Origin of the sequence: Saccharopolyspora galaxeae (assembly GCF_016526145.1) — a bacterium.
In the GTDB taxonomy this organism is placed as follows: Bacteria; Actinomycetota; Actinomycetes; order Mycobacteriales; family Pseudonocardiaceae; genus Saccharopolyspora_C; species Saccharopolyspora_C galaxeae.
This window is the reverse complement of record NZ_JADDUE010000005.1, coordinates 158835-180324: the sequence shown is the minus strand read 5'-3', so window position 1 is coordinate 180324 and position 21490 is coordinate 158835. Positions and strand designations below refer to the sequence as shown.

The window sequence follows — 21490 nt, the reverse complement described above, 5'->3', positions numbered from 1 at the left end:
GTCCGGCTAAGTCCTGGGAGACCGCAAGCGGCTGCCGCCGCTTATCCGACAGAACCTGATCCGCGCCCGCTCAGGGCAGGTAGTACATCGGGTTCGGCAGCTTCACCGGTTTGTCGGCGTGCCCGCCCTGCAGGTCGCTGTGCTGGTCGCCGATGTTGAGCACGATGTGCGCGCCCTGCGATTCCAGGTGCGCGCGGGTGCCCGACTTGTACTCCACGGTGCTGCAGTCCAGCCCGCACGGCAGGTAGTCCGGGGCGTGCGTCTCCGGTTTGAAGAACGCCCCGGCCGGGCTCGGGAACCCTTCCCCGGCGAGGTTGCGCAGCGAAGCGTCCTGGAGGCTCTCCCCGCGGCCGGTGATGAAGTAGACCCGCACGCCGTGCCCCGCGGCCCACTGCGCCAGTTCGCGGGTGTGCCCGATCGGCTCGAACACGCCCTTCTCGATGGCTTCGCGCTGCGCGGCCTCGTCGAAACCGAAGTCCCGCCCGGCCTCCCAGCCGTAGGTCACCTCCGAGGTGTCGTCCACGTCCAGCACGATCGCCGGGTTCGGCACGCCTTCGGCGAGGCGGCGCTGCAGGTACGCCCGCGCGCCGGTCACCTCCCGGTCGGTGTCGACGTCCCAGGCGCTGCCGGGGGAGGCGTGGTGCTCGCCCGCGGCGTCCTCGCGGTCGCCGTAGTACTCCTGCACGGCCTGCTTCGCCTGCCCGAGGTTGTCCGGCTCCGGCGCGGCGGTCCGCTGCGCGCCCAGGGCGCCCGCCCCGCCTGCCAGCGTCGCGCCGAGCGCGGCGGCGGTGGCGAGCTTGACGATCCCGACCCGAGACGACATGTGCACTCCCCAAGATCGCGGTGTTCCGACCGCCGGAACCTAGCCCTTCCGCGCGCCCGCGGCCAAGGTCGTGCCCTGCGCTCGGGAACAACTGCTCTTTGTCCCGAGCGCGGCGGGCGGTGATCCTTGGGCCGAGATGGTGAACATGGTGGCGACCGGGCCGATTACCGAGCAGTTGCGGTGGATCGCGCGGGCGTTGAGCCGGGAGCCGAACCCGCTGCGCCGGCGCGGCGACCGCTGCGCGGCCGCGCTGATGGCCGGGCTCATGGTGCTCGCGCTGGCAGTGCTGCCGGTCGCCGCCGCCATCGGCCACGGAACGCACCAGCGGCTGCTCGCCGACGCCGCCGAGCAGGCCGCGACCCGGCGGGAGGTCACCGCGCAGCTGCTCGAACCGCCGCGGATGCGGGTGCTCGCCCGCCACCCGCAGGTGCGCGACATCCGGTTCGAGGCGATGGCGGGCTGGCAGGACCCGGGCGGCGGCACCCGGACCGCGCTGATCGACGTCGACTCGCCCCGTGCGGCCGGCGACTCCGTGACGGTGTGGATCGACGAGACGGCCCGGCCCGTACAACCGCCGTTGAGCACCGACCGGGCGCTGGCCTCGGCGATCAGCGTCGCGGTGCTGCTCGCCGGGGGTGGTGTGGTGCTGTGCGGGGCGGCGCTGCTGGCGGTGCGGGCCCTCACCGACGCCCGCGCCCGCCGCGCTTGGGAGCGGGAGTGGGAAGTGGTCGGACCGCGGTGGCGCGGACCGACGAGCAAGGGGTGAGCCGGGCGCGCCGGTGCAGCCCCGCTGCCGACACCGCCGGGAAAAAGGCTCGGAGAAGGCTCAATCGGAGTGGATCGGCCAACTCCGGAAGGCGAACAGCATGGCGGCAAGCACCGAGCACAACGCGAACCCGACCGCGTCCGCGACCAGCACGGCGGCGACCGCGAGCACGCTCGTGAACAGGGCGGCCGCGATGCGCAGCCGCTGCGCCCCGCGGACCGGTGGTGTTCCGGAGAACTGCCGGAACCACTCCGGATCATCGAGGGCGAGCCGGTTCTCGATCTCGGCGAGCTCCCGCCGTTCGTGGCTGTGCACTGGTCCCTCCCTCCTCCGGATGCCGGTTCCATCCTGCCTGCCGCGCGGATCCCGTGGTGAGAGGCCAAAGCCCCACCGCGCATGTGATCCCCAGGGTGCGGGTATCCGTTCGTGGTCGGCAAGGTCCGTTGGAGGTGTCATGGCGGCATATCCACCCGAACCGCCCCGGTCGCCGCAGCCGCCGGGTCCGCGCCGCGCGGCCGGGACCTGAGCGGGCATGGCGGAGCTGGCCGAGAGTCACACCGCCGTGGTCGTGTTCTGCGGCGACCGCGCCTACAAGGTCAAGAAGCCGGTCGACTTCGGGTTCCTGGACTTCCGCTCGGTGCGGGAGCGGGAGCGCGCCTGCCGCCGCGAAGTGGAGCTGAACCGGCGGCTCGCTCCGGACGTCTACCTGGACCTGCTGCGGATCAGCGGCGAGGACGGGCGAACCTGCGACTGGATGGTCGTGATGCGCCGGATGCCCGCGGGCAGCAGCTTGTCCTCGCTGGTCGCAGCCGGTGCCGAGGTGCGGCCCGGGCTCACCCGGCTGGCCAGGGCGCTGGCGTCGTTCCACAGCAGCGCCGATACCGGGCCGCGGATCTCCGCGGCCGGCGGCAAGGATGCGCTGCGGCGGCGCTGGGTGGACAACCTCGACGGCGCGCGCCGGTTCGCCGGTGACGTGCTGGACGCCGAGCAGCTGGAGCTCATCGAACGGCTCGCGTTGCGCTACGTGGACGGCCGCGCGGAGCTGTTCGCGGACCGAGCGCGCCGCGGTGCCGTCGTGGACGGTCACGGCGACCTGCAGGCCGACGACGTGTACTTGCTCGACGACGGGCCGCGGATCCTGGACTGCCTGGAGTTCGACGACGAGCTGCGGCACGTCGACGGGCTCGACGACGCGGCGTTCCTGGCGATGGACCTGGAACGGCTCGGGGCCGCCGGGCTCGGCGAGTTCTTCCTGGCCCGCTACGGCGAGTACGCAGGCGGGGCGTTCCCCGACTCGCTGGCACGGCACTACGTCGCGTACCGGGCGTTCGTGCGGGCGAAGGTCGCGTGCCTGCGCCACGAGCAGGGCGTGGCGGATCAGGCCGAGCTGGCGGCGCGGCTAGCGGGCATCGCGCAACGGCATCTGCTGGCCGCGCGGTCGCGGCTGGTGCTGGTCGGCGGGCCGCCGGGGACCGGCAAGTCGACGCTGGCGCGCGGGCTCGGCGACCGGCTCGGCGCCTCGCTGCTGCGCACCGACGAGATTCGGGCCGAGCTCGCTGGAGAGCCCGCGGACGGCTACGGCACCGGCCGCTACGAGCCTTCGCAGGTCCACGAGACGTACCGGCGGATGGCGCACCGGGCGAAGCTCCTGCTGCAACGCGGCGAACTGGTGCTGCTGGACGCGAGCTGGAGCAGCGCACGCGAGCGCGAGCACGCGCGGGAGGTCGCCCGCGAGACGTTCGCCGACATCGTCGAGATCCGCTGCGCTGCGCCCGCGGACCTCGCGCGGCAGCGGATCGACGCGCGCCGGGACGACCCGTCGGAAGCCACCGGGGCGGTCGCCGACGAGATGCGCAGCCGGTTCGCACACTGGCCGGAAGCGGTCGAGGTGGACACCTCCGGTGCCGCGGGCGGTGCAGTCGCCGCGGCTCGCCGGTACGTCGAGTCACCGCCCGCGCAGCCTGCGCCCGTCAACGACTGACGCCCCGAACCGCACCCGCCCGCTACTGCGCGACTTCCTGCGGCACCACCGCGACCGGGCAGGGCGAGTGGTGCAACGTGCCCAGCGCGGTCGATCCGAGCCGCGTGACCGCCGAACTCCGCTCGCGCCGCCCGACGACCACCATCCGGCCGTGCTGGGCCTGCTCGCACAACGCCTCCACGGGGTGCTGGTCGGTGGTGACCCGCCGAACCGGCACGTCCGGATAGCGCCCGGCGCAGTCGTCGAGCAGTTCGGCGACCCGGGATTCGGCTTGCTCCTGGACCTCTTGCCGGCGCTCGTCGAGCGCGATGCCCGGTAGCAGGTAGGCGTCCGGGATCGCCTGCACCGCGAGGACTTCCGTCGCGTGCCGCTGGGCCGCGGCGAAGGCGAACTCCACGGCAGGCGCGCTGGACCTGAACGGACCGATGCCGACCACCACGGCTCCGGAGACCACTTGTCCGCGGACCACGACCACCGGGCAGCGGGCCTGCGTGGCCACCGCCGCGCTCACCGAACCGAGCAGCACGTCCCGGATGGCGCCGTGCCCGCGCGAGCCCACGACCACCGTCGAAGCCGTGGCCGACCGCTCCAGCAGCTCGTCGGCCGGGTCGCGCGGCACCGCCTCGTTCCCGACGTGCAGGCCCGGCTGGTCGGCCCGGCAGCGACCGGCCAGCTCGCGCACCAGCCGCTCGGCATCCCGCTGGTGCCCGGCCGCGCGGTAGGCCAGCACCAGCTGCATCGACGCGGGCTGGCGGGCTGCGTCGTCGGCCGCCCACATCGCGGCGCGGGCGGACGCTTCGGAACCGTCGACGCCCGCGACCACGGTCCGTTCGGCCATCACCATCGGCGCCTCCTCCCCGCCGCCCGCTTACCCGGCCCGGCGGAAGGTCACGCCCGTCAGAACGAACTCAGCGTGGGGTCGTGGTCCAGCTCGCCGACCGGGTACATGCTGGTCATCCAGTGGTAGAAGTTGTCGCCGCGCTCGCGCAGCAGCACGTAGAGGCGGTGCAGCATCGCGTCCCGCACCGAGCGCAGCTCCGGTTGCTCGTAGCGGTTGTGCAGCTCGTCCGGATCGGTGCGCAGGTCGTAGAGCTCGTTGCGGGATTCCGGGTTGACCACCAGCTTGTAGCGCTCGTCCCGCAGCATCCGCTGCGGGTACGGGAAGTGGTGGCCGTGGTACTCGGCCACCAGCTCCTGCCGCCACGCCACGTCCTCGCCGCGCACCAGCGGCAGCAGGCTGCGGCCGTCGACCGCGGGCGCGGGATCCTCGCCGGCGAGGTCGAGGATGGTGGCGGTGAGATCGGTGAGCCCGGCGAACTCGTCGCGCACCTGCCCGGCAGGCTCGCCGGGGACCCGCAGCAGCCCCGGAATGCGGTAGATGTCGTCGTACATCGCCGGGCCCTTGTCGTGCAGCCGGTGCGAGCCGGTGAACTCGCCGTGGTCGGCGGTGAAGAAGATCGAGGTCTCCTCGGCGAGGCCCAGCTCGTCCAGCGCCCGCCGGATCCGCCCGATCTGCTCGTCGATGAGCGTCACGTAGCCCCAGTACACGGCGATGAGCTTGCGGCTGACCTCGGCGGGCATCGTGTCGAACGCCCAGTGGTCGCTGTAGTTGCGCTGCACCGGCGGCTTGCCCTCGAAGGTCTCCTGCACCGATGCGGGCAGTTCGATCTCGTCCGGGTCGAACATGTCGTAGTAGGAGTCCGGCAGCAGGTACGGCAGGTGCGGGCCGAAGAAGTGCGTGGCCAGGAAGAACGGTGTGCCGTCGTGGGACTCCGCGGCTGCGAACCGCTGCAGCATCTCGATCGTCCGGGTCGCCAGGTAGTGCTCGAACGTCGCCTCCACCGGCTGGTCCAGCCGCGCGGCCAGCAGGTTGCCGGGGTTGCCGTTGGGCGCGGTGCCGCGCACCTCGTCGCGGATCGAGTAGGGCGGGAGCCCGTGCTCGTCCAAATAGGACAGGTAGTCCGGGTGGTCCACGGGGTTGTGCCAGCCTTGCAGGTCCGGCCCCTGGAAACCGTAGTCCGCCGCCGAGCGCTGCACCCCGCCGTGCCACTTGCCCAGCAGCCCCAGGTTGTAGCCGCGCTCGGCGAGCCGTTCGGCGAAGGTGAACTGGCCGGGGGAGAGGTCCTCCAGGTAGCCCACGTTGCGCTCGTAGTTGGCCAGCAGCTTGTGCCGGAACGGCGCGTAGCCGGTCAGCAGGCTCGCGCGGGCGGGCGTGCAGATCGCGGTCGGGGTGAAGAAGTTGCCGAACCGGGTGCCGTCGGCTGCCAGCGCGTCCAGGTTCGGGGTGTGCGCCCGCGGGTTGCCGTAGCAGCCCAAGGTGTCGGTGCGGTGCTGGTCGGTCATCAAGAACAGCATGTTGCGCGGCACGCCGGCTCCTCGCGGTCGTTGGTTCCTTGCCGGACGATCGGTTCCTGTCCGGACGATCGTTGGTCCGCAGTGGACGGTCGATGGGTCCGCAATGGTCACTGCGCTCCGGCGGCCGCATCGGGGTCGCCGTCGGCGTCCGCGGGCACCGGGTAGCGCGCCAGCAGCGGGGATTCGCGCAGTGCCAACGCCAGCCCGCCCAGCGCGCCGCCCCAAGGCGCGACGGTCGACGTGCTGATGTCGATCCGGCGCAGCGCCCGCATGCCGCGACCGGCGAGGGCGTCCCGCAACGGGCGCTGAAAAGCCTCACCGAGATCGGTGAGTTCGCCGCCCAGCACGATGCGCCCCGGGTTCACCGCCGTGCACATCGCGGCGAGCGCATTGCCCGCGTGCGCACCTGCCGCGCGCACCGCCTCCTGCTCCGCCGCGCGCCCCCGTTCGAGCGCGTCGCGCAGCACCGCCCAATTCCGGTGCCCGGTCGTGCGCAGCAGCGCGGGAACCGAGGCGTGCAGCTCCAGGCAGCCGTGCCCGCCGCACCAGCAGGCCGCCCCGCCGGGATCTACGCACAGGTGCCCGACCTCGGCGGCCACGCCACCGACTCCGCGCACCAGTTGCCCGCCGATGATCAGGCCGCCCCCGACGCCGTGCGAGAAGTGCACGTAGAGCAGATCCCCGCCCGCGCCGGAGCGGGTAGCTTCGGCCAGCGCGGTGAGCCGGGAGTTGTTGTCCGCGTCGACCCGCACCCCGAACGCCCGCGCGAGCCGGTCGGCGACTCGCGCGCGTCCGGCCCGGACGCTTTCCGCGAGTCCGCTCGCGGGGGCGGAAACGGCCTCACCCGGGCCGGTGGAGCCCACGCCGATGCCGGTCAGCGCATCCAGCGTGATGCCGTGCCGAGCCGCCAGGTCCCGCAGCGAGCGTTCGGCCAGCGCCAGCCGCGCGCCCGCGCTGCGCGCCGCACCGTAGGGAAGTTCCTCCCGAGCCTGCACCTGGTGCGCGGCGTCGGCGATCACCATGCGCAGCCGGTGGCGTCCGAGTTCCACTCCGGCGTACTGCCCGGCGGACGGGTTCAGCGTCAGCAGCGCGGTCGGGCGGCCGCGCCGGTTCTGCGGTCGCCCTTCCTCCTGCACGACGGTACCGCGCCGCAGGAGTCCACTGAGGATGGTCGACAGCGTGGTGCGGGAAAGTCCGCTGTGCTCGGCGATCTCCGCCCGGCTCAGTCGCCCGTGCCTGCGCAGGCAGTCCAGCACCCGCTCCGCGTTGCTCTGGCGCAACCGGTGCAGCGCGGTGGGCGGGGTGGCGGCATCGCTCATGGCAGCGCAGCTTACTCCGGCGGCGCGAATTACGACAACGGCTCGTCATTAATGCGCACTGGTTCTGACGGAGCATTGACGGAATTCGGGGCCGCTGCGAAGCTGCCTCGCAACCCACCCGCCTGCCCGGAGCGGAGATGACGGAATGTCGGCCTCCCCAAGCACTTCCGCGAGTTCGTCCGGCGCCGCGGCGCGCTCGGTGTTCTTCTTCGGCGCCTTCGGCGGCATCCTCGCCGGGTACGACCAGGGCATCGCAGCGGGCGCGCTGCTGTTCATCAAGCGGGAGATGAATCTGTCGCCCTGGCTGCAAGGGCTGGTGGTCAGCTCGCTGATGCTGGGCGCCATCGCGGGCAGCATCGTCGCGGGCAGCTTGGCCGAGCGCTGGGGGCGGCGCGGCGTGCTGCAGGTGGCGGCGGTGGTCTTCGGCGTCGCCGCGCTCGGCATGGCCTTCGCGCCGAACGTCGGTGTCCTGGTCGGCGCGCGCGTGCTGGGCGGACTGGCGGTGGGAATCGCCTCGGTCGTGGTACCGACGTACCTCTCGGAACTGGCGCCGACGCGCAACCGCGGCGGCATCGCCACGCTGAACCAGCTGATGATCGCGATCGGCATCTTCGCGGCGTACCTGGCGAGCTTCCTGCTCTCGCCGTGGGCGGCCTGGCGCTGGATGGTCGGCATCGCCCTGCTGCCCTCGGCGCTGCTGCTCTACGGCGTCTGGCGCTCACCGGAAACGCCGCGCTGGCTGGTCTCGCGCGGCCGCATCGACGAGGCACGCAGGGTGCTGGCCCGCCAGCTCGACCCGGCCGAGGCCGACGAGGTCGTCGCCGACGTGCAGCGCGCGGTCGAATCCGGCAAGAGCGAACAACGCGCGGGACGGTGGCGCGAGCTGTTCGCACCCGCGATGCGCAAGCCGCTGCTGATCGCGGTCGGGCTCGCGCTGTTGCAGCAGCTCATCGGGATCAACACGATCGTCTACTACGCGCCGACGATCCTGCACGCGGCCGGTTTCGGCGACAGCGCCTCGCTGCTCAACAGCGTCGGGCTCGGCGCACTGTCCATTGTGACCACACTGGTGACGGTGCGGGTGGTGGACCGGTTCGGGCGACGCCGCCTGCTGCTGGCCGGCGGCGCGGTGATGCTGCTGAGCATGGCGGTGCTGGCGGTGCTGTTCGGCTTCGCGCTGCTGGAAAGCCTCGCCGGATCGGTCGGTGCGCTGCTGTGCCTGGCGGTGTTCAAGGTCGCGTACTCGCTGAGCTGGGGCCCGTTGATGTGGGTGCTGCTGCCCGAGCAGTTCCCGCTGCGAGTGCGCTCGGTCGGCGTCGGCGCGGGTTCGTTCGTGAACTGGTCCGCGAACCTCGCGGTCTCGCAGCTGTTCCCGGTGCTGCTGGTGTTCGGCGCCGGCGCGGTGTTCGGGATCTTCGCCGGGTTCGCGGCAGTGGCAATCGTGTTCACGGTCTTGTGCGTGCGGGAGACGACGAACCGCAGCCTCGAGGAGCTCGAACTGTCCGGAACCGGCCGGTGAGGCGGTTTCGCGGAGCGGCTGGTCGCCGCTCGCGAACCACCCCAGGGCGGTTCACGCAGCTCGCGATGCCAGACCGCGCAGCCGCCGCGCCGAACGCGAACCGGGATCGGCCGTGATCAGCACGACTTCCTGATCGTCTTCGGGAACGAGCAGCACGTCGCAGTTCAACCGCAGCTCACCCGCCACCGGGTGGTCGACGATCTTGGTCCGGTGCCCGGGAGCATGCACCGGGCGGGTCTCCCAGATGCGCCGGAACTCCTCGCTTCCCGCGTCGAGCTCGGCCAGCAGTGCGGCGAGGGACGGGTCGTGCGGGTAGCGGTCCGCCGCCCGGCGCAGCCGGGCGACCACGATGTCGCCGAACTCCGCTGAGCCGGAACTCTCGTGCAGCCGTCCGCCGCCGAGGAAGCGGCGCCGGGCCAGGTTCGCCGCATCGCCGGGATCTCCGCCGAGCAGTTCCCGCGCCAGCGGGTTCCAGCTGACGACCCCGTAACCGGCGTCGGTGACGATCGCGGCGGTCTCCGGCAGCCGCCGCAGCAGCTGCGCCACGTGCGGACGGACCTGCCGCGCGACGCTGCTGCCGGGCGGCGCGCTCATATCGGCGAGCCGGAACAAGTGGCTGCGTTCGGCCTGCGTCAGCCGCAGCGAATGCGCCAGCGCATCGAGCACGCGCGCCGACGGGCGGGAGCCGCGCGCCTGCTCCAGCCGGACGTAGTGGTCGACCGAGATGTGCGCGAGCTCGGCGACCTCTTCGCGCCGCAGCCCGGGTGTCCGCCGGTCCGCGACCGCGGGCAGACCGAACTCCTGCGGGCGCAGCCGCTCGCGGCGGGCGCGCAGGAAGCGGGCCAGTTCCCGCCGGGGCATAGCTGATCTCCCTGGTACGACTCGTCCCTGGCAGGCTGCTCGCTGCCGGGGAACCCTCGGGGCATGAACGATCGCACAGCACTCGTCACCGGTGCCAACAAGGGCATCGGCAAGGAAATCGCCCGGCTGCTCGCTCAGCAGGGCTGCGCGGTGCACGTCGGCTCCCGGGACGCCGAGCGCGGACGGCGCGCCGCGGAGGAGATCGGCCGCGGAGCCCGCCCGCTGGTGCTGGACGTGACCGACGGCGACGCAATCGGCCGGGCCGCGGCGCAACTCGACCGGCTGGACGTGCTGGTCAACAACGCGGGGATAGCGCCGTCGCTCGCGCCGCCGCAGGAGACCGGGATCGAGGAGTTCCGGCGGACCTACGAGACGAACGTGCACGGCGTCCTCGCCGTCACCAACGCCTTCCTGCCCGCGCTGCGCCGGTCGCCGCAGCCGCGCATCGTCAACATCTCCAGCGGGACCGGATCGTTGGCCTGGAGCACCGACCCCGATCACGGGTTCAGCGTCAGCGGGGGCGACGGGGCCGCATACCGCTCGTCGAAAGCCGCGCTCAACGCGCTGACCGTCTTCTACGCGCAGGCGCTGGCGGGGGAGGGGTTCAAGGTCAACGCGCTCGCCCCGGGACTGCGGGCGACCGACCTGAACGCCAGGGCGGCCGGTTCCGACGGAGACCCCGCGGAGGTCGCGCCGGAGGCGGTCCGGCTGGCTTGGCTACCGGCGGACGGCCCCACGGGCCGGTTCTTCTCCTGGGACGGCAGCTCCGTGCCGTGGTGATCCCCGGTGCGGCCGTCGATGCGCTCCCGGATGAGGTCGGCGTGCGCGCAGTGACCGATCACGTGGATGCAGATCCAGCGCAGGTTCACGACACTTCACCGAGAACGGCCCTGCGAGCGCAACTGCAGGAACAGCTCGGGCAGCATCAGGTAGCTACCGGCGAGGAACGCCGCACCCCCGGCCAGGAAGCCGAGCTTGACGATGATCGCGCCTTGCGGCGCTTCCGCGGTGGGCAGCCCGACGTCCGGGAAACCGGGCAGCGACCCCACGATGAACCCGACGGAACCGAGCACGAACAGCACACCGACCCACCAGGACACGTCCCGCGGCTCGAAGCTCAGGTAGCCGTGCCCGGCCTCGGCGAGCTGCAGCACGCTGGACACCAGGAACAGCACGCTGCCGAGCAGGCTCGTCCACCACAACCCGGCCGCGGGCAGCAGCTCGGCTTTCGCTCCCAGTGCGAAGATCGTCTCGTAGTTGAACACCAGCGAGCCGATCAGCAGCACGAACGGTGTCCAGAACGACAACCGCCGCGGCTCGAACCCGAACCACCGGTAGCGGCTCGGGGCGTGCGTGGTGCGGTCGATGCCGACCTCGTCGTCGGAGTTGAGGCTCTCGAACAGCTGCCCGTAGATGCTGACGGTGTAGAGCAGCGCGCCCAGGAAGTAGCAGGACTCGGCGTAGATGGCCATCGCGTGCTGGCCGCCGAACACCTCCGGCATCAGCGATCCGGCGGCCCCGGCGACGAACAACACCGAGCCGATCATGAACGCGACGGCGATCCACCAGGCCATTCGCTGCGGGGCCCAGAACCGCAGCCACGGGTTCGGGATCGGCGCGCCCACCGGCACGTGCGGGGCGGCGCGGCCGGTCGCGGTGACCGGCCCCGCCCCCTTGCGGCCGTGCCGCGACTCCCACAGGTATCTCGACCGGTCCGGCGTCCGGTAGGCGACCCACGAGGTGAACGGACGCGGACCACCGCTGCCGGAGACCGACCACTCGCGGGGGACCCGCGGGCCGATCCGGTGTCGTTCGGAACCGGTGTGCAACGGGCTTCCTGTCGTCGGGGTCGAGTGCGCACGCAGTCTCCGCCGCAGCGCCGCCGACCGCATCCGGCACCTGGCTGCGCTGCGGCGCAGAGCCCGCGCTTGCCGGCGAACCGGCCGCTCGAGCGATCGGCGCCGGGCACGGCTCGACGCTCAGCCCAGCAGCGCCGGGGCGAGTTCGCGCAGCGCGGGCAACGGGTCGTCGCTGAGGCTGTCGCCGAGCACCTGGATCACCACGTGGTCGGCCCCGGCCTCGAAGTGCTGCCGCACCCGTTCGGCGATGACGGCGGTGTCGCCCATCGCCACGACCCCGTCGGCGAGCTTGTCCGAGCCGCCGACCACCACGTCCGACTCGTCGAAGCCTTGCCGCAGCCAGGAATTCCGGTAGTTCGGCAGCCGCGAGTACATGTCCAGGTGGTTGTGCGCGCGGCGCAGCCCGGTCTCGCGGTCGGTGGTCAGCGCAACGGCCTGCTCGCTGACGATCCACTTGTCCGGCCCGAGCAGTTCGCGGGTGCGCGCGGTCTGCTCCGGGGTGATCAGGTACGGGTGCGCGCCGTCGGCCGCGGAGCCGGACAGCTCGATCATCTTCGGCCCGAGCGCGGCCAGCAGCTTCGCCGGTCGCGGCGCACCGGGCTCGATCTTGTCCGAAACCGAGTCCATCTTCTGCAGGTAGTCCCGCATGGTCGCCAGCGGTTTGGCGTAGCGGCCGTAGGTGTTGTCCACCAGCGGGCCGTGGCTGACGCCGAGCCCGAGCACGAACCGGCCGGGGTGCAGCGCGCTCAGCGTCCGGCTGCCTGCCTCGGCCGCCAGCGCATCGCGGGCGTGCACGTTGGCGATGCCGGTGCCGACCGCGAGCCGTTCGGTGGCGCCCAGCAGCGCCGCCGCCTGGGTCAGCGATTCCTTGCCCGCCGCTTCGCCGTAGAACAGCGAGCCGTAGCCCAGCTGCTCGATCTCGCGGGCGTGCGCCTGGACGTCGCGGACCGGCCAGGCGTCGCTGGTCCACCACACGCCGACGCGGGAACTGAAGTCGATCTTAGCCATGACCCCGATGCTAGTCCCGCGGCCGGGACCGCACCCATTTCCGCGTCATCGATGGCTGATTCCCGTTCCAGCAGGTACAGGCGAACGTCCGCACCGGACTGCGCCCATGCTGCGGTTCTCTGATCGAGGCGCGTCGTGGCGTGCTGCTGCGCAGTTCCGAAGGAACTTGGTCAGCCGTCGTGGACCGACAGGCCCCGTCTTGCACAACATCGATGCGCTCGCGGTAGTGCCCGGGCATGCTGTCATTCGAGGTCGGTGACCAGCACGTTGCCGCCGCCGTGGGAGGCGAGTTGGCGATGGGCGCGTGCGATGGCGTCTTTCTCGGTGCCGGTGAGCCGGGCGGTGTGCTGGCCTTCGGCATCGGTGATCTGCCACGCATCGTCGGACAGCGTGCGGGAGACGTACCTGGTGTGCCGGCTCATGCGTTCGCCGCGGTGTGCAGCGGTACCGGTGCGGACGCGGCCTGCGGCGCCGATGTGCGCACTCCCGCGGCCAGCAACGGGTCCTGCAACCGTAAACGTGCATTGATCACGCTGAACGCCAGCCCGCGATGCGCCGCGTAGGTGCGCACGGCGGCAAGTAGATCGATGCCCGCGTCGTCGATGTCACCGGCCGCGGAGAGGTCGAGGACCGTGTTCGGGGGCGCTGTCAACAGGTGCAGCCACAGCCTCTCGGCCAGTGCGGATGTTCCGGATCCGGTGATGTCACCGTCTACCGGGAAAGCGGCTGGGAAAGTGGGACAGGGGGTTGTTGTCCGCATTGGACTCCAATGCAATAAGAGGGCTCAGCCGACCCGGCGCGAGCGGTCGCGGCTGCAGGTGGCTGGATTCGGGAACGTCCGCGGGGAGCCGGGGCGACGGTCACGGACTCGGCTCTACCGGGCGGGAAAAGTGTGCGAGCGAGAAAACTCGCCGGGATGTCGTGCGCCCGTGGTGGGCTGTTCGGCACGAGTGGCGCGCTCCGGCGCGAAGGCGCTGCCCCGGGATCGACACGGCTCGACCGCGCGACGCGGGAGCAGTGTTGGGGGGTGCCCTGGTGCCCCGCAAAGCGGGGCACCGAGCGTGATTTCAGATCGCGCGGACGACTTCCGCCTGGGCGCCCTTGGGGCCTTGGGTCACCTCGAAGCTCACCTGCTGGTTCTCCTCGAGACTGCGGAAGCCCGTGCCGTCGATGGCCGAGTAGTGCACGAACACGTCCGGCCCGCCCTCGTCAGGGGCGATGAAGCCGAAGCCCTTCTCCGAGTTGAACCACTTCACGGTTCCGTTCGTCATGTGCTGTCTCCGTTCGAGAGATGGGAAGTATCACGGGCCGCCGCACCGCGCGACGATCCCGGGCCGGGGATCTCAGACGGCGGCTCAACTCCAGCAACACCAAAGACAGCAGCTCGCCCGCATCAACATCCTGCGAGCGTGCGCAAACACGAACCCAGAAACAACGACCACCACGAACACTACGCCTCGTTCGCGATCTTGCCGTCGCCACGCCGCCCGCGACCGGTCGAGGTGGTCGAGCCGACGGCGGCGCAAACCCCGGCGAGACACCTCTGCGCCCGCTGTCCGGTGCAGCCGACCTGCTTGTGCTCCGACCTGCACCCGGCGTCTGCTACCGCCGAGCTCGCCCTCCGGAGGATCAGTGCGGTCCAGGCGAGCCGTTTCCTCCAGGAATCCTCTGCCCAAGAGCCGGGTACCTGACTGGAAGCGCTGCTATCGCCGGGCGACGTTTCGCGTTGCGCAGCCAGAACGCGGGCACGCACGGCGGCCGCGGATAGCTCGCGCCGGTGCCGCGAGCCCGGTGTGGCGTGGGCGTGGTTCGGCGGTGGCAACAGCGTTCGAGCAATTCGGTGCCTGGTCGCCGAGGTGTGCGGAGAGGTGATTTGCAGTGGCGCAAGGTAGTTCGGGACGCGCCGACGTTCGGCCGTCGGTGCAGGAGCAGGAGGCTCGGATTCCGCAGAGCCGCGGCAGCGGCGAGTCCGCGCAGCCCGCGCAGGCATCGGAGCGAGGCAGGACGACCATCGCGGCGTCGGTGGTCCAGAAGATCGCCGGGATGGCCACGCGGGAGGTGTCCGGCGTGCATTCCATGGGTGGTGGAACCTCACGCGCCGTCGGTGCGTTGCGCGAGCGCATACCCGGTGGCGGTTCGACCTCGTCGACATCCGGCGTGCGGGTAGAGGTCGGTGAGAAGCAAGCGGCGGTGGACCTCGATCTCAGCGTCGAGTACGGGGTCTCGATCGTGGAGTTGGCGAGGTCGGTGCGCCGGAACGTCATCTCGTGCGTCGAGGAGATGACCGGGATGGAGATGGTGGAGGTGAACATTTCGGTCAACGATGTGCACTTGGACGAGAGTTCCGAGGGGTCCTCGGGTGAGGCGCGGCCGTCTTCCGGCGGCCGTGTCGAGTGAAACGGGCAAGGCGGCTGGAGGTGCGCACGCCCGTCTTGGCGCACGATGAGCCGGGCGCTGCTGCTGGTCTCGGCGTCGATCCGACGAACTGTTGCCGTGCGGGAGCCTGTCCAGGCTGCTGAGTATGGCTGCACGTCTGGTGACGGATCGGTCGGTGCCGCGAAGCTGGAAAATCGACGATGCAGCCGCGGCACTGGCGGCGGTGCTGGAATGGGTGGGGGAGGCCAGCAAGTACTTCGGGGCGACCATGCAGTTGTACTGGCTCCGCCCCGCTGACTTCGACCAGGTGCTGCAGGGCTCGCTGCCACTTGGTTTCGAGACCGAGTAGATTCCCGGCTTCCGCTCGCGCGCTCCGGCGAAGCCGCGTGCACCGATGAACCCGGTCGCGGCCGTTCGTACGCGGCCAGCCGGCGGATCACCAACGCCATTCCGAACCCGCCCGCGGCTTCGCCGGGGCATTTCCCGGACGCGGTGCTGGAACGGCGTCGCCGGTGACGAAACACAGCGACTGCCCGCGGTAAGTCCACTTCGGACAATTTGGGTCCCGTGACCCCAGCTGGCGGGCCGAGCGCGAATCCCGCCGTCGTTTCCGATGTGTTCCGGCACCGTGGGACGCAACGCAGTTCGGCGGCGTGCTCGAACGACGTTGATCACGCGAACAGGGCGGGAGCCCACGAACCGGCGTTTCCGGCAGGACACGCCGGAGCAGGGACGGGCGGGAAGGCCCCGCGACCGAACTTTACCTAGCTCACCGTCTGATACTCGGCGCAACGCACGGCCGCGTCCGTCGCCGCGGTGTGTGAACAGCCGTGATCGAGGGTAAGTCGGGTGACGTCAAGAGATCACGCGTGAAAGAAGGACCCTGCCGCAGATGCGGCACAGGCGGCGGTTCCACCGCCGCACGGGCCAAGGGCGTACAGCCGCGTTGCGCCTGGCGGGCTGCTTCCCGTGGGTGCTCGGTCGGGGCACGTCCGGTCCGACCACCGGTGAGGCGATGACCTGGGAGGAGCACTTGCGAGCCGGTACTACCGAGCCGCGCGAGTCCGGCTTCCGAGCGGTCGCCCGGTTGCCGTTTTCATGTCGCCGAATACCCGGCAAACTCGGTGATCCGCTGGTTTCGCCGCGCAGCTCGATCATGGATTCGATGGCCATGTCCCTGCGGAGTGCGGCCTTGATACACCGTGTCGGCGCCTATGGAGCTGCTCGCCCCCGGGAAAAAGCTCGTGCCGGTCCCGTGAGGCGCAGTGACCAACGATGATGAAGGGAGTGACATGGCTGGCAACGGTGGCCGGGGCGGAAATCCGGGAGCGCGCCCGCGTCATCGCAACCGGGTGACCTACGCGCTGCGTGAGTTCTTGGTGGTGCCCTCAGTGGTGACAGGCGTGTTAATCCTGTTGGCGGTAATCGCCAGCGTGCTCGATCGCAACGCGCAGCTATGGGCAATGCCGGCGTATCAAGCTATGGCGACGGTGGTACCGGCAGAGGCGACCACCACGTTGCTGTCCACAGTGACTCCGGGTCTGCTCACAGTCATCTCGATCATCTTCTTCGTGCTGCTGATGGCGGTGCAGCACCAGTCGGCGACCTACAGTCCGGTAGTGCTGGACCAGTTCCTGCGGCGCAGACTCAACCAGGTCTTCTTCGGTGTCTTCGTCGGCCTGACCGTGTTCTGCCTGCTGGCCTTGGCCCTGGTTCCAGCAGGAGCGATCATGGCGGGAACACTGGCCCTGCTGCTGACCGCGATCACGCTCGTGTGCCTGCTGGTGTTCGTCTACAGCACCGTCGACCAGATCCGTCCGAGTGCGACGGTGTGGATGTTGCAGCAGCTCGCGGTGCAAGCACAGAAAGGCCAGCAACCACTGCACGCTCGTTGCCGGGCGCAAGCAAAACTCACCGACATGCCGGCCACCGAGGTCACCTCGGGACAGGCCGGCTATGTCGTGCACATCAACGGCGACCTCTTGGACCGGGCCCTGCGCCCGGTCAGCGACACCGCCGAAGTCGAGCTACAAGTGTCCATGGGCGATCACGTGGTGCGCGGCGGCCTGCTGGCCGAGGTACGCGCCGAGGACCAAGCCGAACGCAACCGCCTCGCCGGGACCGTCCTCGATGCGCTGTGGCTCGGTCGCATGCGCGACCTAGGCCGCGACGCGGCCCACAGCGTCGATCACCTCTCCAACATGGCCTGGGCGGCCACGGCCACTTCCGCGGACCCGGAAGGTGCGCAGATCACGGTCGAGACGCTGCACAGCCTGCTCATCACGTTTCAAGAGCAGGAACGCTGGCACTCCGCCGGTGCGCACGGAGGCGAGCTGCCGCTGGTCTATAAGGACCCGGTCATCGAGAAGATCCTTGACGGGCTCACCAGCGTCATCGCCGCCTCCGGGCAGTCCGGACAACACCAAACGTGCGGTGCCGTCGTCACCGTCCTGTCCCGGGCACTGCCCCAGCTGGAGCCCGGCAACCAGCGCATCGCCTTCGACCGCCTTCAACGGGTACTGCCGACCGCGCTCGACCACGTATTCACCTCCGAGATCGAACACGCCTTCAACGCCATGCAGCACGCCATGCACCGGACCGAACTGCCCGAAGGTGCCAAGCGCATCCGGCAGATCAAAGAGCAAATTCAGCAGAACCAGCGCCTTGCCGATCCTGCCGAAGAATGAGCCCGCGGCCGGGAGGCAGTACAGGCATCGCCTTACCGAGCACCGGATCCGGATGCCTGGAAAGCACACCCGCGCCGAACCGGAACCGGCAACAGAGGCTCGTGATATCGCACCGCGCGGGCGATCCGCGCCGCGAGCGTGTTAGCTGGGCACGAGGCGGGATGAGACGATTTCATCGACGTTGATGTTTGGCCACGGCTCGTTTCGGTGACAGTGGCGATGTGAACGAGATGGAGATGCGCGGCGAGAAGCGCGTCGCCGCGGAAGAGGTTCCGCGAGGAGTACGTGTCGCGGGCGCGGTGTGCTGGCGGTTGCTGGCCATCGCCGCGGTGGTGGCGGTGGTGTGCTGGCTGGCCGTCACGCTCTACGCGGTTGTCACAGCGACGGCCGTTGCGTTGCTCCTGGCGGCGTTGCTGGCGCCGGGCGTGGAATGGCTCGTGGGTAAGGGCCTGCCGCGCACCTTGGCAGCAGCGGTGGTGCTCGTCGGTGGGCTGGCCGCGGTCGGCGGTGTGCTCACCCTTGTCGTCACCACCGTGATCCGTGGCTTGCCGGGCCTGCAGGAACAGATCGGCCACAGCGTCGAGGCCACCCATCAATGGCTGCAACACGGGCCGCTGCAGCTGAGCCAGGGGCAGCTCGACCAAGGGCTCGAACGGCTCACCACCACTATCCGCAACAGCGAAGCCACGTTGACCTCGGGCGCACTCAGTACCGCGAGTACCTTGCTGGGGTTCCTCACCGGACTGCTGCTCGTGCTGTTCACCCTCTTCTTCTTCCTGCGAGACGGGCGCAAGATCTGGGATTTCGTGCTTCGGGTGACGGTTCCGGGTTCCGTGAGGGCTCGTGTCGACGTCGCGGGATTGCGTTCGTTCGCGTCCTTGGTCGCCTACATCCGAGCGACCGCGGCCGTGGCCCTGATGGATGCGGCCGGTGTCGGAATCGGCACCGCGTTCGTCGGCGTCCCCCTGTCGGCTGTCCTGGCGGCCTTGGTGTTCCTGGGCGCTTTCGTGCCCTATGTCGGGTCGATGGTCACCGGGACCGTTGCGGTCCTCGTCGCCTTGGTCACCACGGGACCTTTCCCGGCGCTGGTCGTCCTGGCCATCGTGGTGGGCGTGATGCAGCTCGAAGGGCACGTGCTGCAACCGCTCATCCTCGGTCACGCCGTACGGCTGCATCCGCTGGCGATCGTCCTCGGTATCACGGCCGGATTCATCCTTGCCGGGGCGGTCGGCGCGGTGCTGGCGGTACCGATCACCGCCATTCTCAACGCGGCGATTCGCTCCCTGGTACTGGAACACGGCGAAACGGTGGCAGCGGACCCGACCGACACCGACGAGGCTCAGGTCCCCGCGACATCAGCACAGGCGTCCGGCAGCGAAGAATCCCGGTGACCGATACGCCCGGCGCCGGTGCCGCCGGGACGGGCTCGCAACGTCGGTGCCCACTCGCGATCCCGCGTTCAGCCCCCGCCCCTTGCCGTGCACCGTCGGCCTGGGTGCCGCAGGCGTGAGTCACCTGGCTGAGGGGTATTCCACGCCAGCCACCGCTAGAGCGACCGAGACGGACGACATGACCACGACCGCACCCCGCAGATTCCTCGCACGCCGGAGAATCGCCGGCCCCGGCCATCGGGGGCCGTCATTCGTCAGGAGCCATCGTCTTGATCACGTTGTTCACCGTCGGCCCCTTGCTCGCGCTGGGCGCTGCGGTCCCCTTCGCCTGGGGGAACGGTCTGGATCGTCACTTCACCCACCGTGCGTTCCGACCTGCGCCCGCCACGGTGTCGGTCGCGGGCGACTCGACGTCTCCGCCCGCGCGATCCGGGTGTTCGAGAAGCTCGGCTGGGCGCACCAAGTTCGGTGGGCCACACGGCAGCGCCTCCACAAACGGACGGCACGCAGCACCTGACCGCCACTGGACAGGAAGCGAGGTGGATTCGTGGGCGTACCCGGCTACGTCTGGGCGCTGACGATCGCGGGGATCGTCGCGCTGCTGCTGTTCGACTACTTCTTCCACGTGCGCAAGGCGCACACGCCCTCGTTGCGGGAAGCCGCCGGGTGGTCGGCCGTCTACGTCGGCATCGCGATCGTGTTCGGCCTGGGAGTGTGGATCTTCGGCGGTGTCGTCATGGGCACCGAGTACTTCGCCGGCTACGTCACGGAGAAGGCGTTGTCGGTCGACAACCTGTTCGTGTTCCTGGTCATCCTCGCCAGCTTCCAAGTCCCGCGGGCGGACCAGCAGAAGGTCCTGCTGTTCGGCATCGTGTTCTCGCTGCTGGCCCGGACGGGGTTCATCTTCCTCGGCGCCGCACTGATCAACACCTTCGCGTGGGTGTTCTACCTGTTCGGGCTGATCTTGCTGATCACAGCGGGGAACCTGGTCAAGCCCCAGACGTCCGAGCAGCGCACTGCCGACAACCTCCCGGTCCGGCTGGCCAAGCGGTTCCTGCGGACCTCCGATTCCTTCGACGGCGACAAGCTGCTGACCACCGTCGACGGCAAGCGGGTACTGACCCCGATGCTGCTGGTGATGGTCGCCATCGGAGCCACCGACGTCCTGTTCGCACTGGACTCCATTCCGGCCATCTTCGGGTTGACCCAGGACGTCTACCTGGTCCTGACGGCCACCGCCTTCTCCTTGCTCGGGCTGCGGCAGCTGTACTTCCTGATCGATGGTCTGCTGGACCGGCTGGTCTACCTGTCCTACGGGCTGGCCACCGTCCTCGCCTTCATCGGCGTCAAACTCGTCTTGCACGCGTTGCACGAGAACAACGTGCCGTTCATCAACAGCGGCCGATCGGTTCCCGTGGTCGAGATCAGCACGGGGTTGTCGCTGAGCGTGATCCTCGGCGTGCTGGTGGTCACCACTGTCGCCTCCCTGGTCAGCAAAAAGGGTCGCGCGCAGAACGCCATCTCGGGCGCCCGGCGGCACGCGGCGGAATACCTCGACGAGGGCTACGAAACCGATCCCGCCGTTCGCAGGCAGATCTACGACAAGATGCTCGCCAGGGAACGGCAGCTGAGCGCGCTGCCGGAGAAGTACCGCGAGAAGCTCCGGAACGATCAGGAACTGGTGAGCCTGCTTCGACAGGCCCATGCGAAGCATCAGGCCACCCGCGTTCACCCGTGAACCCGGCGCGGACGGCGGCCGATGAGATCCGCTCGGCAGCGCGGACCGCGTTCGGGAGCGGCGGCGGGGTCGCGAGTACGCACTCGGCATCGACAGTGCGGTGGCCAGTTCTTGGGTGAATATCGCTCGCCACCGGGTGGACTGCGGGGTCGACAGTGGCACGTGTGACCCGTAGCGTCGATGGTGGCTGGTTGAGCAGTAGCTGGCACACCGAACGAGGACGCCGCTTACTTGCTCCCGCCGCCCTTCCCCTCAGAACGGTGGCTCGATCGTTCTCGGCCCCTCACCGGCCCGGCGACCGCGAAAAGTCGTGATCGCGACGAACAGGAGACGCGCGTGCTGACACGCAGTTCTGCCATCGACCTTCCAGTCACCACTCCCGAAGTCGACATCGACGGGACGACAGCGGCCACGAGACGACCGACGTTGCTGCTGCGGATGAATTTTTCGGACCGGCACCTGGCGGTGTTGAGCGCGTTCGGAGAGCTGGACGCCGCGACGGCGCCGAGCTTGGCCGGGTTGCTCTGGCCCCGGCTGCAAACCAAGTTGGCGGCGATCGTGATCGATCTCAGCAACCTGACTTTCCTCGCCGTCGCCGGCCTGGAACTGCTTTCGGATGCCCACGCCCATGCCTGGCACCGGGGGATCGCCTTGGGCATCGTCAACAACACCCGAACGGTCGAGCACGCACTGGCGGCCGCCGGGCTGGCGGCCACTCTGCCGACCTTCGCCGACTTGCGCGAGGCCCGGGCGGCGATGTTGCCCGGACAGCCCGCATCAGCCGCTTGATCGTCCACTGTAGAAAGA

General features: G+C 70.1%; 21 protein-coding genes and 1 pseudogene. 10 read left to right on the top strand and 12 right to left on the bottom strand.

Annotated elements, in window-relative coordinates; genetic code table 11:
* Positions 1-70: 70 nt before the first annotated feature.
* The gene (locus INP57_RS13620; protein ID WP_200070561.1) at positions 71-823 is read right to left on the bottom strand and encodes an HAD family acid phosphatase; all 753 of its coding nucleotides are present in this window, start codon (positions 821-823) and stop codon (positions 71-73) included.
* Between the two features lie 136 nt (positions 824-959).
* Between INP57_RS13620 and INP57_RS13615 the strand changes: the two genes are divergently transcribed.
* Positions 960-1589 carry an Rv1733c family protein gene (locus INP57_RS13615; protein WP_200070560.1) on the top strand — a complete coding sequence of 210 codons (630 nt, stop codon included), beginning with the start codon at positions 960-962 and terminating at the stop codon, positions 1587-1589.
* Positions 1590-1649: 60 nt separating this feature from the next.
* On the opposite strand, the gene INP57_RS30335 is transcribed toward INP57_RS13615, so the two are convergent.
* Complete coding sequence (locus tag INP57_RS30335; RefSeq protein ID WP_200070559.1) at positions 1650-1904, bottom strand: DUF3040 domain-containing protein; 255 nt, start codon at positions 1902-1904, stop codon at positions 1650-1652.
* A gap of 217 nt (positions 1905-2121) precedes the next feature.
* On the opposite strand from INP57_RS30335, the gene INP57_RS13605 reads away from it, so the two are divergent.
* A complete protein-coding gene (locus INP57_RS13605; RefSeq protein ID WP_200070558.1) occupies positions 2122-3570 on the top strand; it encodes a bifunctional aminoglycoside phosphotransferase/ATP-binding protein in 1449 nt (482 codons plus the stop codon).
* 22 nt (positions 3571-3592) lie between these two features.
* Here INP57_RS13605 and INP57_RS13600 read toward each other — a convergent pair whose 3' ends face one another.
* From INP57_RS13600 to INP57_RS13590, 3 genes are all read right to left on the bottom strand, one after another.
* The gene (locus tag INP57_RS13600; protein ID WP_200070557.1) at positions 3593-4414 is read right to left on the bottom strand and encodes a universal stress protein; all 822 of its coding nucleotides are present in this window, start codon (positions 4412-4414) and stop codon (positions 3593-3595) included.
* A 53-nt stretch (positions 4415-4467) separates the two neighbouring features.
* Entirely contained in the window at positions 4468-5937 is a 1470-nt protein-coding gene (locus tag INP57_RS13595) for a sulfatase family protein (protein WP_295142731.1), read from the bottom strand.
* 95 nt (positions 5938-6032) lie between these two features.
* Positions 6033-7244: an ROK family transcriptional regulator gene (locus INP57_RS13590; protein WP_200070556.1), complete on the bottom strand. Its 1212-nt coding sequence runs from the start codon at positions 7242-7244 to the stop codon at positions 6033-6035.
* Positions 7245-7389: 145 nt separating this feature from the next.
* On the opposite strand from INP57_RS13590, the gene INP57_RS13585 reads away from it, so the two are divergent.
* Positions 7390-8763 carry a sugar porter family MFS transporter gene (locus INP57_RS13585; protein WP_200070555.1) on the top strand — a complete coding sequence of 458 codons (1374 nt, stop codon included), beginning with the start codon at positions 7390-7392 and terminating at the stop codon, positions 8761-8763.
* A gap of 51 nt (positions 8764-8814) precedes the next feature.
* Here INP57_RS13585 and INP57_RS13580 read toward each other — a convergent pair whose 3' ends face one another.
* Complete coding sequence (locus tag INP57_RS13580; protein WP_200070554.1) at positions 8815-9624, bottom strand: helix-turn-helix transcriptional regulator; 810 nt, start codon at positions 9622-9624, stop codon at positions 8815-8817.
* Between the two features lie 63 nt (positions 9625-9687).
* Here INP57_RS13580 and INP57_RS13575 point away from each other — a divergent pair, with 63 nt between their 5' ends.
* Positions 9688-10404 carry an SDR family oxidoreductase gene (locus INP57_RS13575; protein ID WP_200070553.1) on the top strand — a complete coding sequence of 239 codons (717 nt, stop codon included), beginning with the start codon at positions 9688-9690 and terminating at the stop codon, positions 10402-10404.
* 2 nt (positions 10405-10406) lie between these two features.
* Here INP57_RS13575 and INP57_RS29545 read toward each other — a convergent pair.
* The 6 genes and pseudogenes from INP57_RS29545 to INP57_RS13550 form a co-directional block, all read right to left on the bottom strand.
* Positions 10407-10493: pseudogene (locus INP57_RS29545) on the bottom strand (Mini-circle protein); the annotation flags it as partial.
* A gap of 6 nt (positions 10494-10499) precedes the next feature.
* Entirely contained in the window at positions 10500-11453 is a 954-nt protein-coding gene (locus INP57_RS13570; protein ID WP_200070552.1) for a hypothetical protein, read from the bottom strand.
* Between the two features lie 150 nt (positions 11454-11603).
* The gene (locus INP57_RS13565; RefSeq protein WP_200070551.1) at positions 11604-12491 is read right to left on the bottom strand and encodes an LLM class F420-dependent oxidoreductase; all 888 of its coding nucleotides are present in this window, start codon (positions 12489-12491) and stop codon (positions 11604-11606) included.
* A gap of 242 nt (positions 12492-12733) precedes the next feature.
* The gene (locus INP57_RS13560; RefSeq protein WP_200070550.1) at positions 12734-12913 is read right to left on the bottom strand and encodes a DUF2188 domain-containing protein; all 180 of its coding nucleotides are present in this window, start codon (positions 12911-12913) and stop codon (positions 12734-12736) included.
* A complete protein-coding gene (locus INP57_RS13555; protein ID WP_233627510.1) occupies positions 12910-13143 on the bottom strand; it encodes a hypothetical protein in 234 nt (77 codons plus the stop codon). The genes INP57_RS13560 and INP57_RS13555 overlap by 4 nt, the downstream gene beginning before the upstream one ends.
* 415 nt (positions 13144-13558) lie before the next feature.
* Positions 13559-13762 (bottom strand): cold-shock protein, encoded by a 204-nt coding sequence (locus INP57_RS13550; protein WP_200070548.1) that lies wholly within the window; start codon positions 13760-13762, stop codon positions 13559-13561.
* A 607-nt stretch (positions 13763-14369) separates the two neighbouring features.
* On the opposite strand from INP57_RS13550, the gene INP57_RS13545 reads away from it, so the two are divergent.
* The 6 genes from INP57_RS13545 to INP57_RS29535 all read left to right on the top strand — a co-directional run bounded on the left by INP57_RS13545 (position 14370) and on the right by INP57_RS29535 (position 21472).
* On the top strand, positions 14370-14888 hold the full coding sequence (locus tag INP57_RS13545) for an Asp23/Gls24 family envelope stress response protein (protein WP_200070547.1): 519 nt from the start codon (positions 14370-14372) through the stop codon (positions 14886-14888).
* A 124-nt stretch (positions 14889-15012) separates the two neighbouring features.
* Entirely contained in the window at positions 15013-15216 is a 204-nt protein-coding gene (locus INP57_RS13540; protein ID WP_200070546.1) for a hypothetical protein, read from the top strand.
* 1003 nt (positions 15217-16219) lie between these two features.
* Positions 16220-17554, top strand: coding sequence for a DUF2254 family protein (locus INP57_RS13535; protein ID WP_200070545.1), 1335 nt, complete (start codon positions 16220-16222; stop codon positions 17552-17554).
* A 230-nt stretch (positions 17555-17784) separates the two neighbouring features.
* Positions 17785-18945: an AI-2E family transporter gene (locus tag INP57_RS13530; RefSeq protein ID WP_200070789.1), complete on the top strand. Its 1161-nt coding sequence runs from the start codon at positions 17785-17787 to the stop codon at positions 18943-18945.
* Positions 18946-19492: 547 nt separating this feature from the next.
* Positions 19493-20683 carry a TerC family protein gene (locus INP57_RS13525; RefSeq protein ID WP_200070544.1) on the top strand — a complete coding sequence of 397 codons (1191 nt, stop codon included), beginning with the start codon at positions 19493-19495 and terminating at the stop codon, positions 20681-20683.
* A 231-nt stretch (positions 20684-20914) separates the two neighbouring features.
* Complete coding sequence (locus tag INP57_RS29535; protein WP_233627509.1) at positions 20915-21472, top strand: STAS domain-containing protein; 558 nt, start codon at positions 20915-20917, stop codon at positions 21470-21472.
* Positions 21473-21490: the final 18 nt, after the last annotated feature.

Excerpts from the sequence above, each read along its gene's own strand:
- INP57_RS13620 (WP_200070561.1), bottom strand. The coding sequence starts at position 823 with ATGTCGTCTCGGGTCGGGATCGTCAAGCTCGCCACCGCCGCCGCGCTC.
- INP57_RS13615 (WP_200070560.1), top strand. The coding sequence starts at position 960 with ATGGTGAACATGGTGGCGACCGGGCCGATTACCGAGCAGTTGCGGTGG.
- INP57_RS13605 (WP_200070558.1), top strand. The coding sequence starts at position 2,122 with ATGGCGGAGCTGGCCGAGAGTCACACCGCCGTGGTCGTGTTCTGCGGC.
- INP57_RS13600 (WP_200070557.1), bottom strand. The coding sequence starts at position 4,414 with ATGGTGATGGCCGAACGGACCGTGGTCGCGGGCGTCGACGGTTCCGAA.
- INP57_RS13590 (WP_200070556.1), bottom strand. The coding sequence starts at position 7,244 with ATGAGCGATGCCGCCACCCCGCCCACCGCGCTGCACCGGTTGCGCCAG.
- INP57_RS13585 (WP_200070555.1), top strand. The coding sequence starts at position 7,390 with ATGTCGGCCTCCCCAAGCACTTCCGCGAGTTCGTCCGGCGCCGCGGCG.
- INP57_RS13580 (WP_200070554.1), bottom strand. The coding sequence starts at position 9,624 with ATGCCCCGGCGGGAACTGGCCCGCTTCCTGCGCGCCCGCCGCGAGCGG.
- INP57_RS13575 (WP_200070553.1), top strand. The coding sequence starts at position 9,688 with ATGAACGATCGCACAGCACTCGTCACCGGTGCCAACAAGGGCATCGGC.
- INP57_RS13565 (WP_200070551.1), bottom strand. The coding sequence starts at position 12,491 with ATGGCTAAGATCGACTTCAGTTCCCGCGTCGGCGTGTGGTGGACCAGC.
- INP57_RS13560 (WP_200070550.1), bottom strand. The coding sequence starts at position 12,913 with ATGAGCCGGCACACCAGGTACGTCTCCCGCACGCTGTCCGACGATGCG.
- INP57_RS13550 (WP_200070548.1), bottom strand. The coding sequence starts at position 13,762 with ATGACGAACGGAACCGTGAAGTGGTTCAACTCGGAGAAGGGCTTCGGC.
- INP57_RS13540 (WP_200070546.1), top strand. The coding sequence starts at position 15,013 with ATGGCTGCACGTCTGGTGACGGATCGGTCGGTGCCGCGAAGCTGGAAA.
- INP57_RS13530 (WP_200070789.1), top strand. The coding sequence starts at position 17,785 with ATGGAGATGCGCGGCGAGAAGCGCGTCGCCGCGGAAGAGGTTCCGCGA.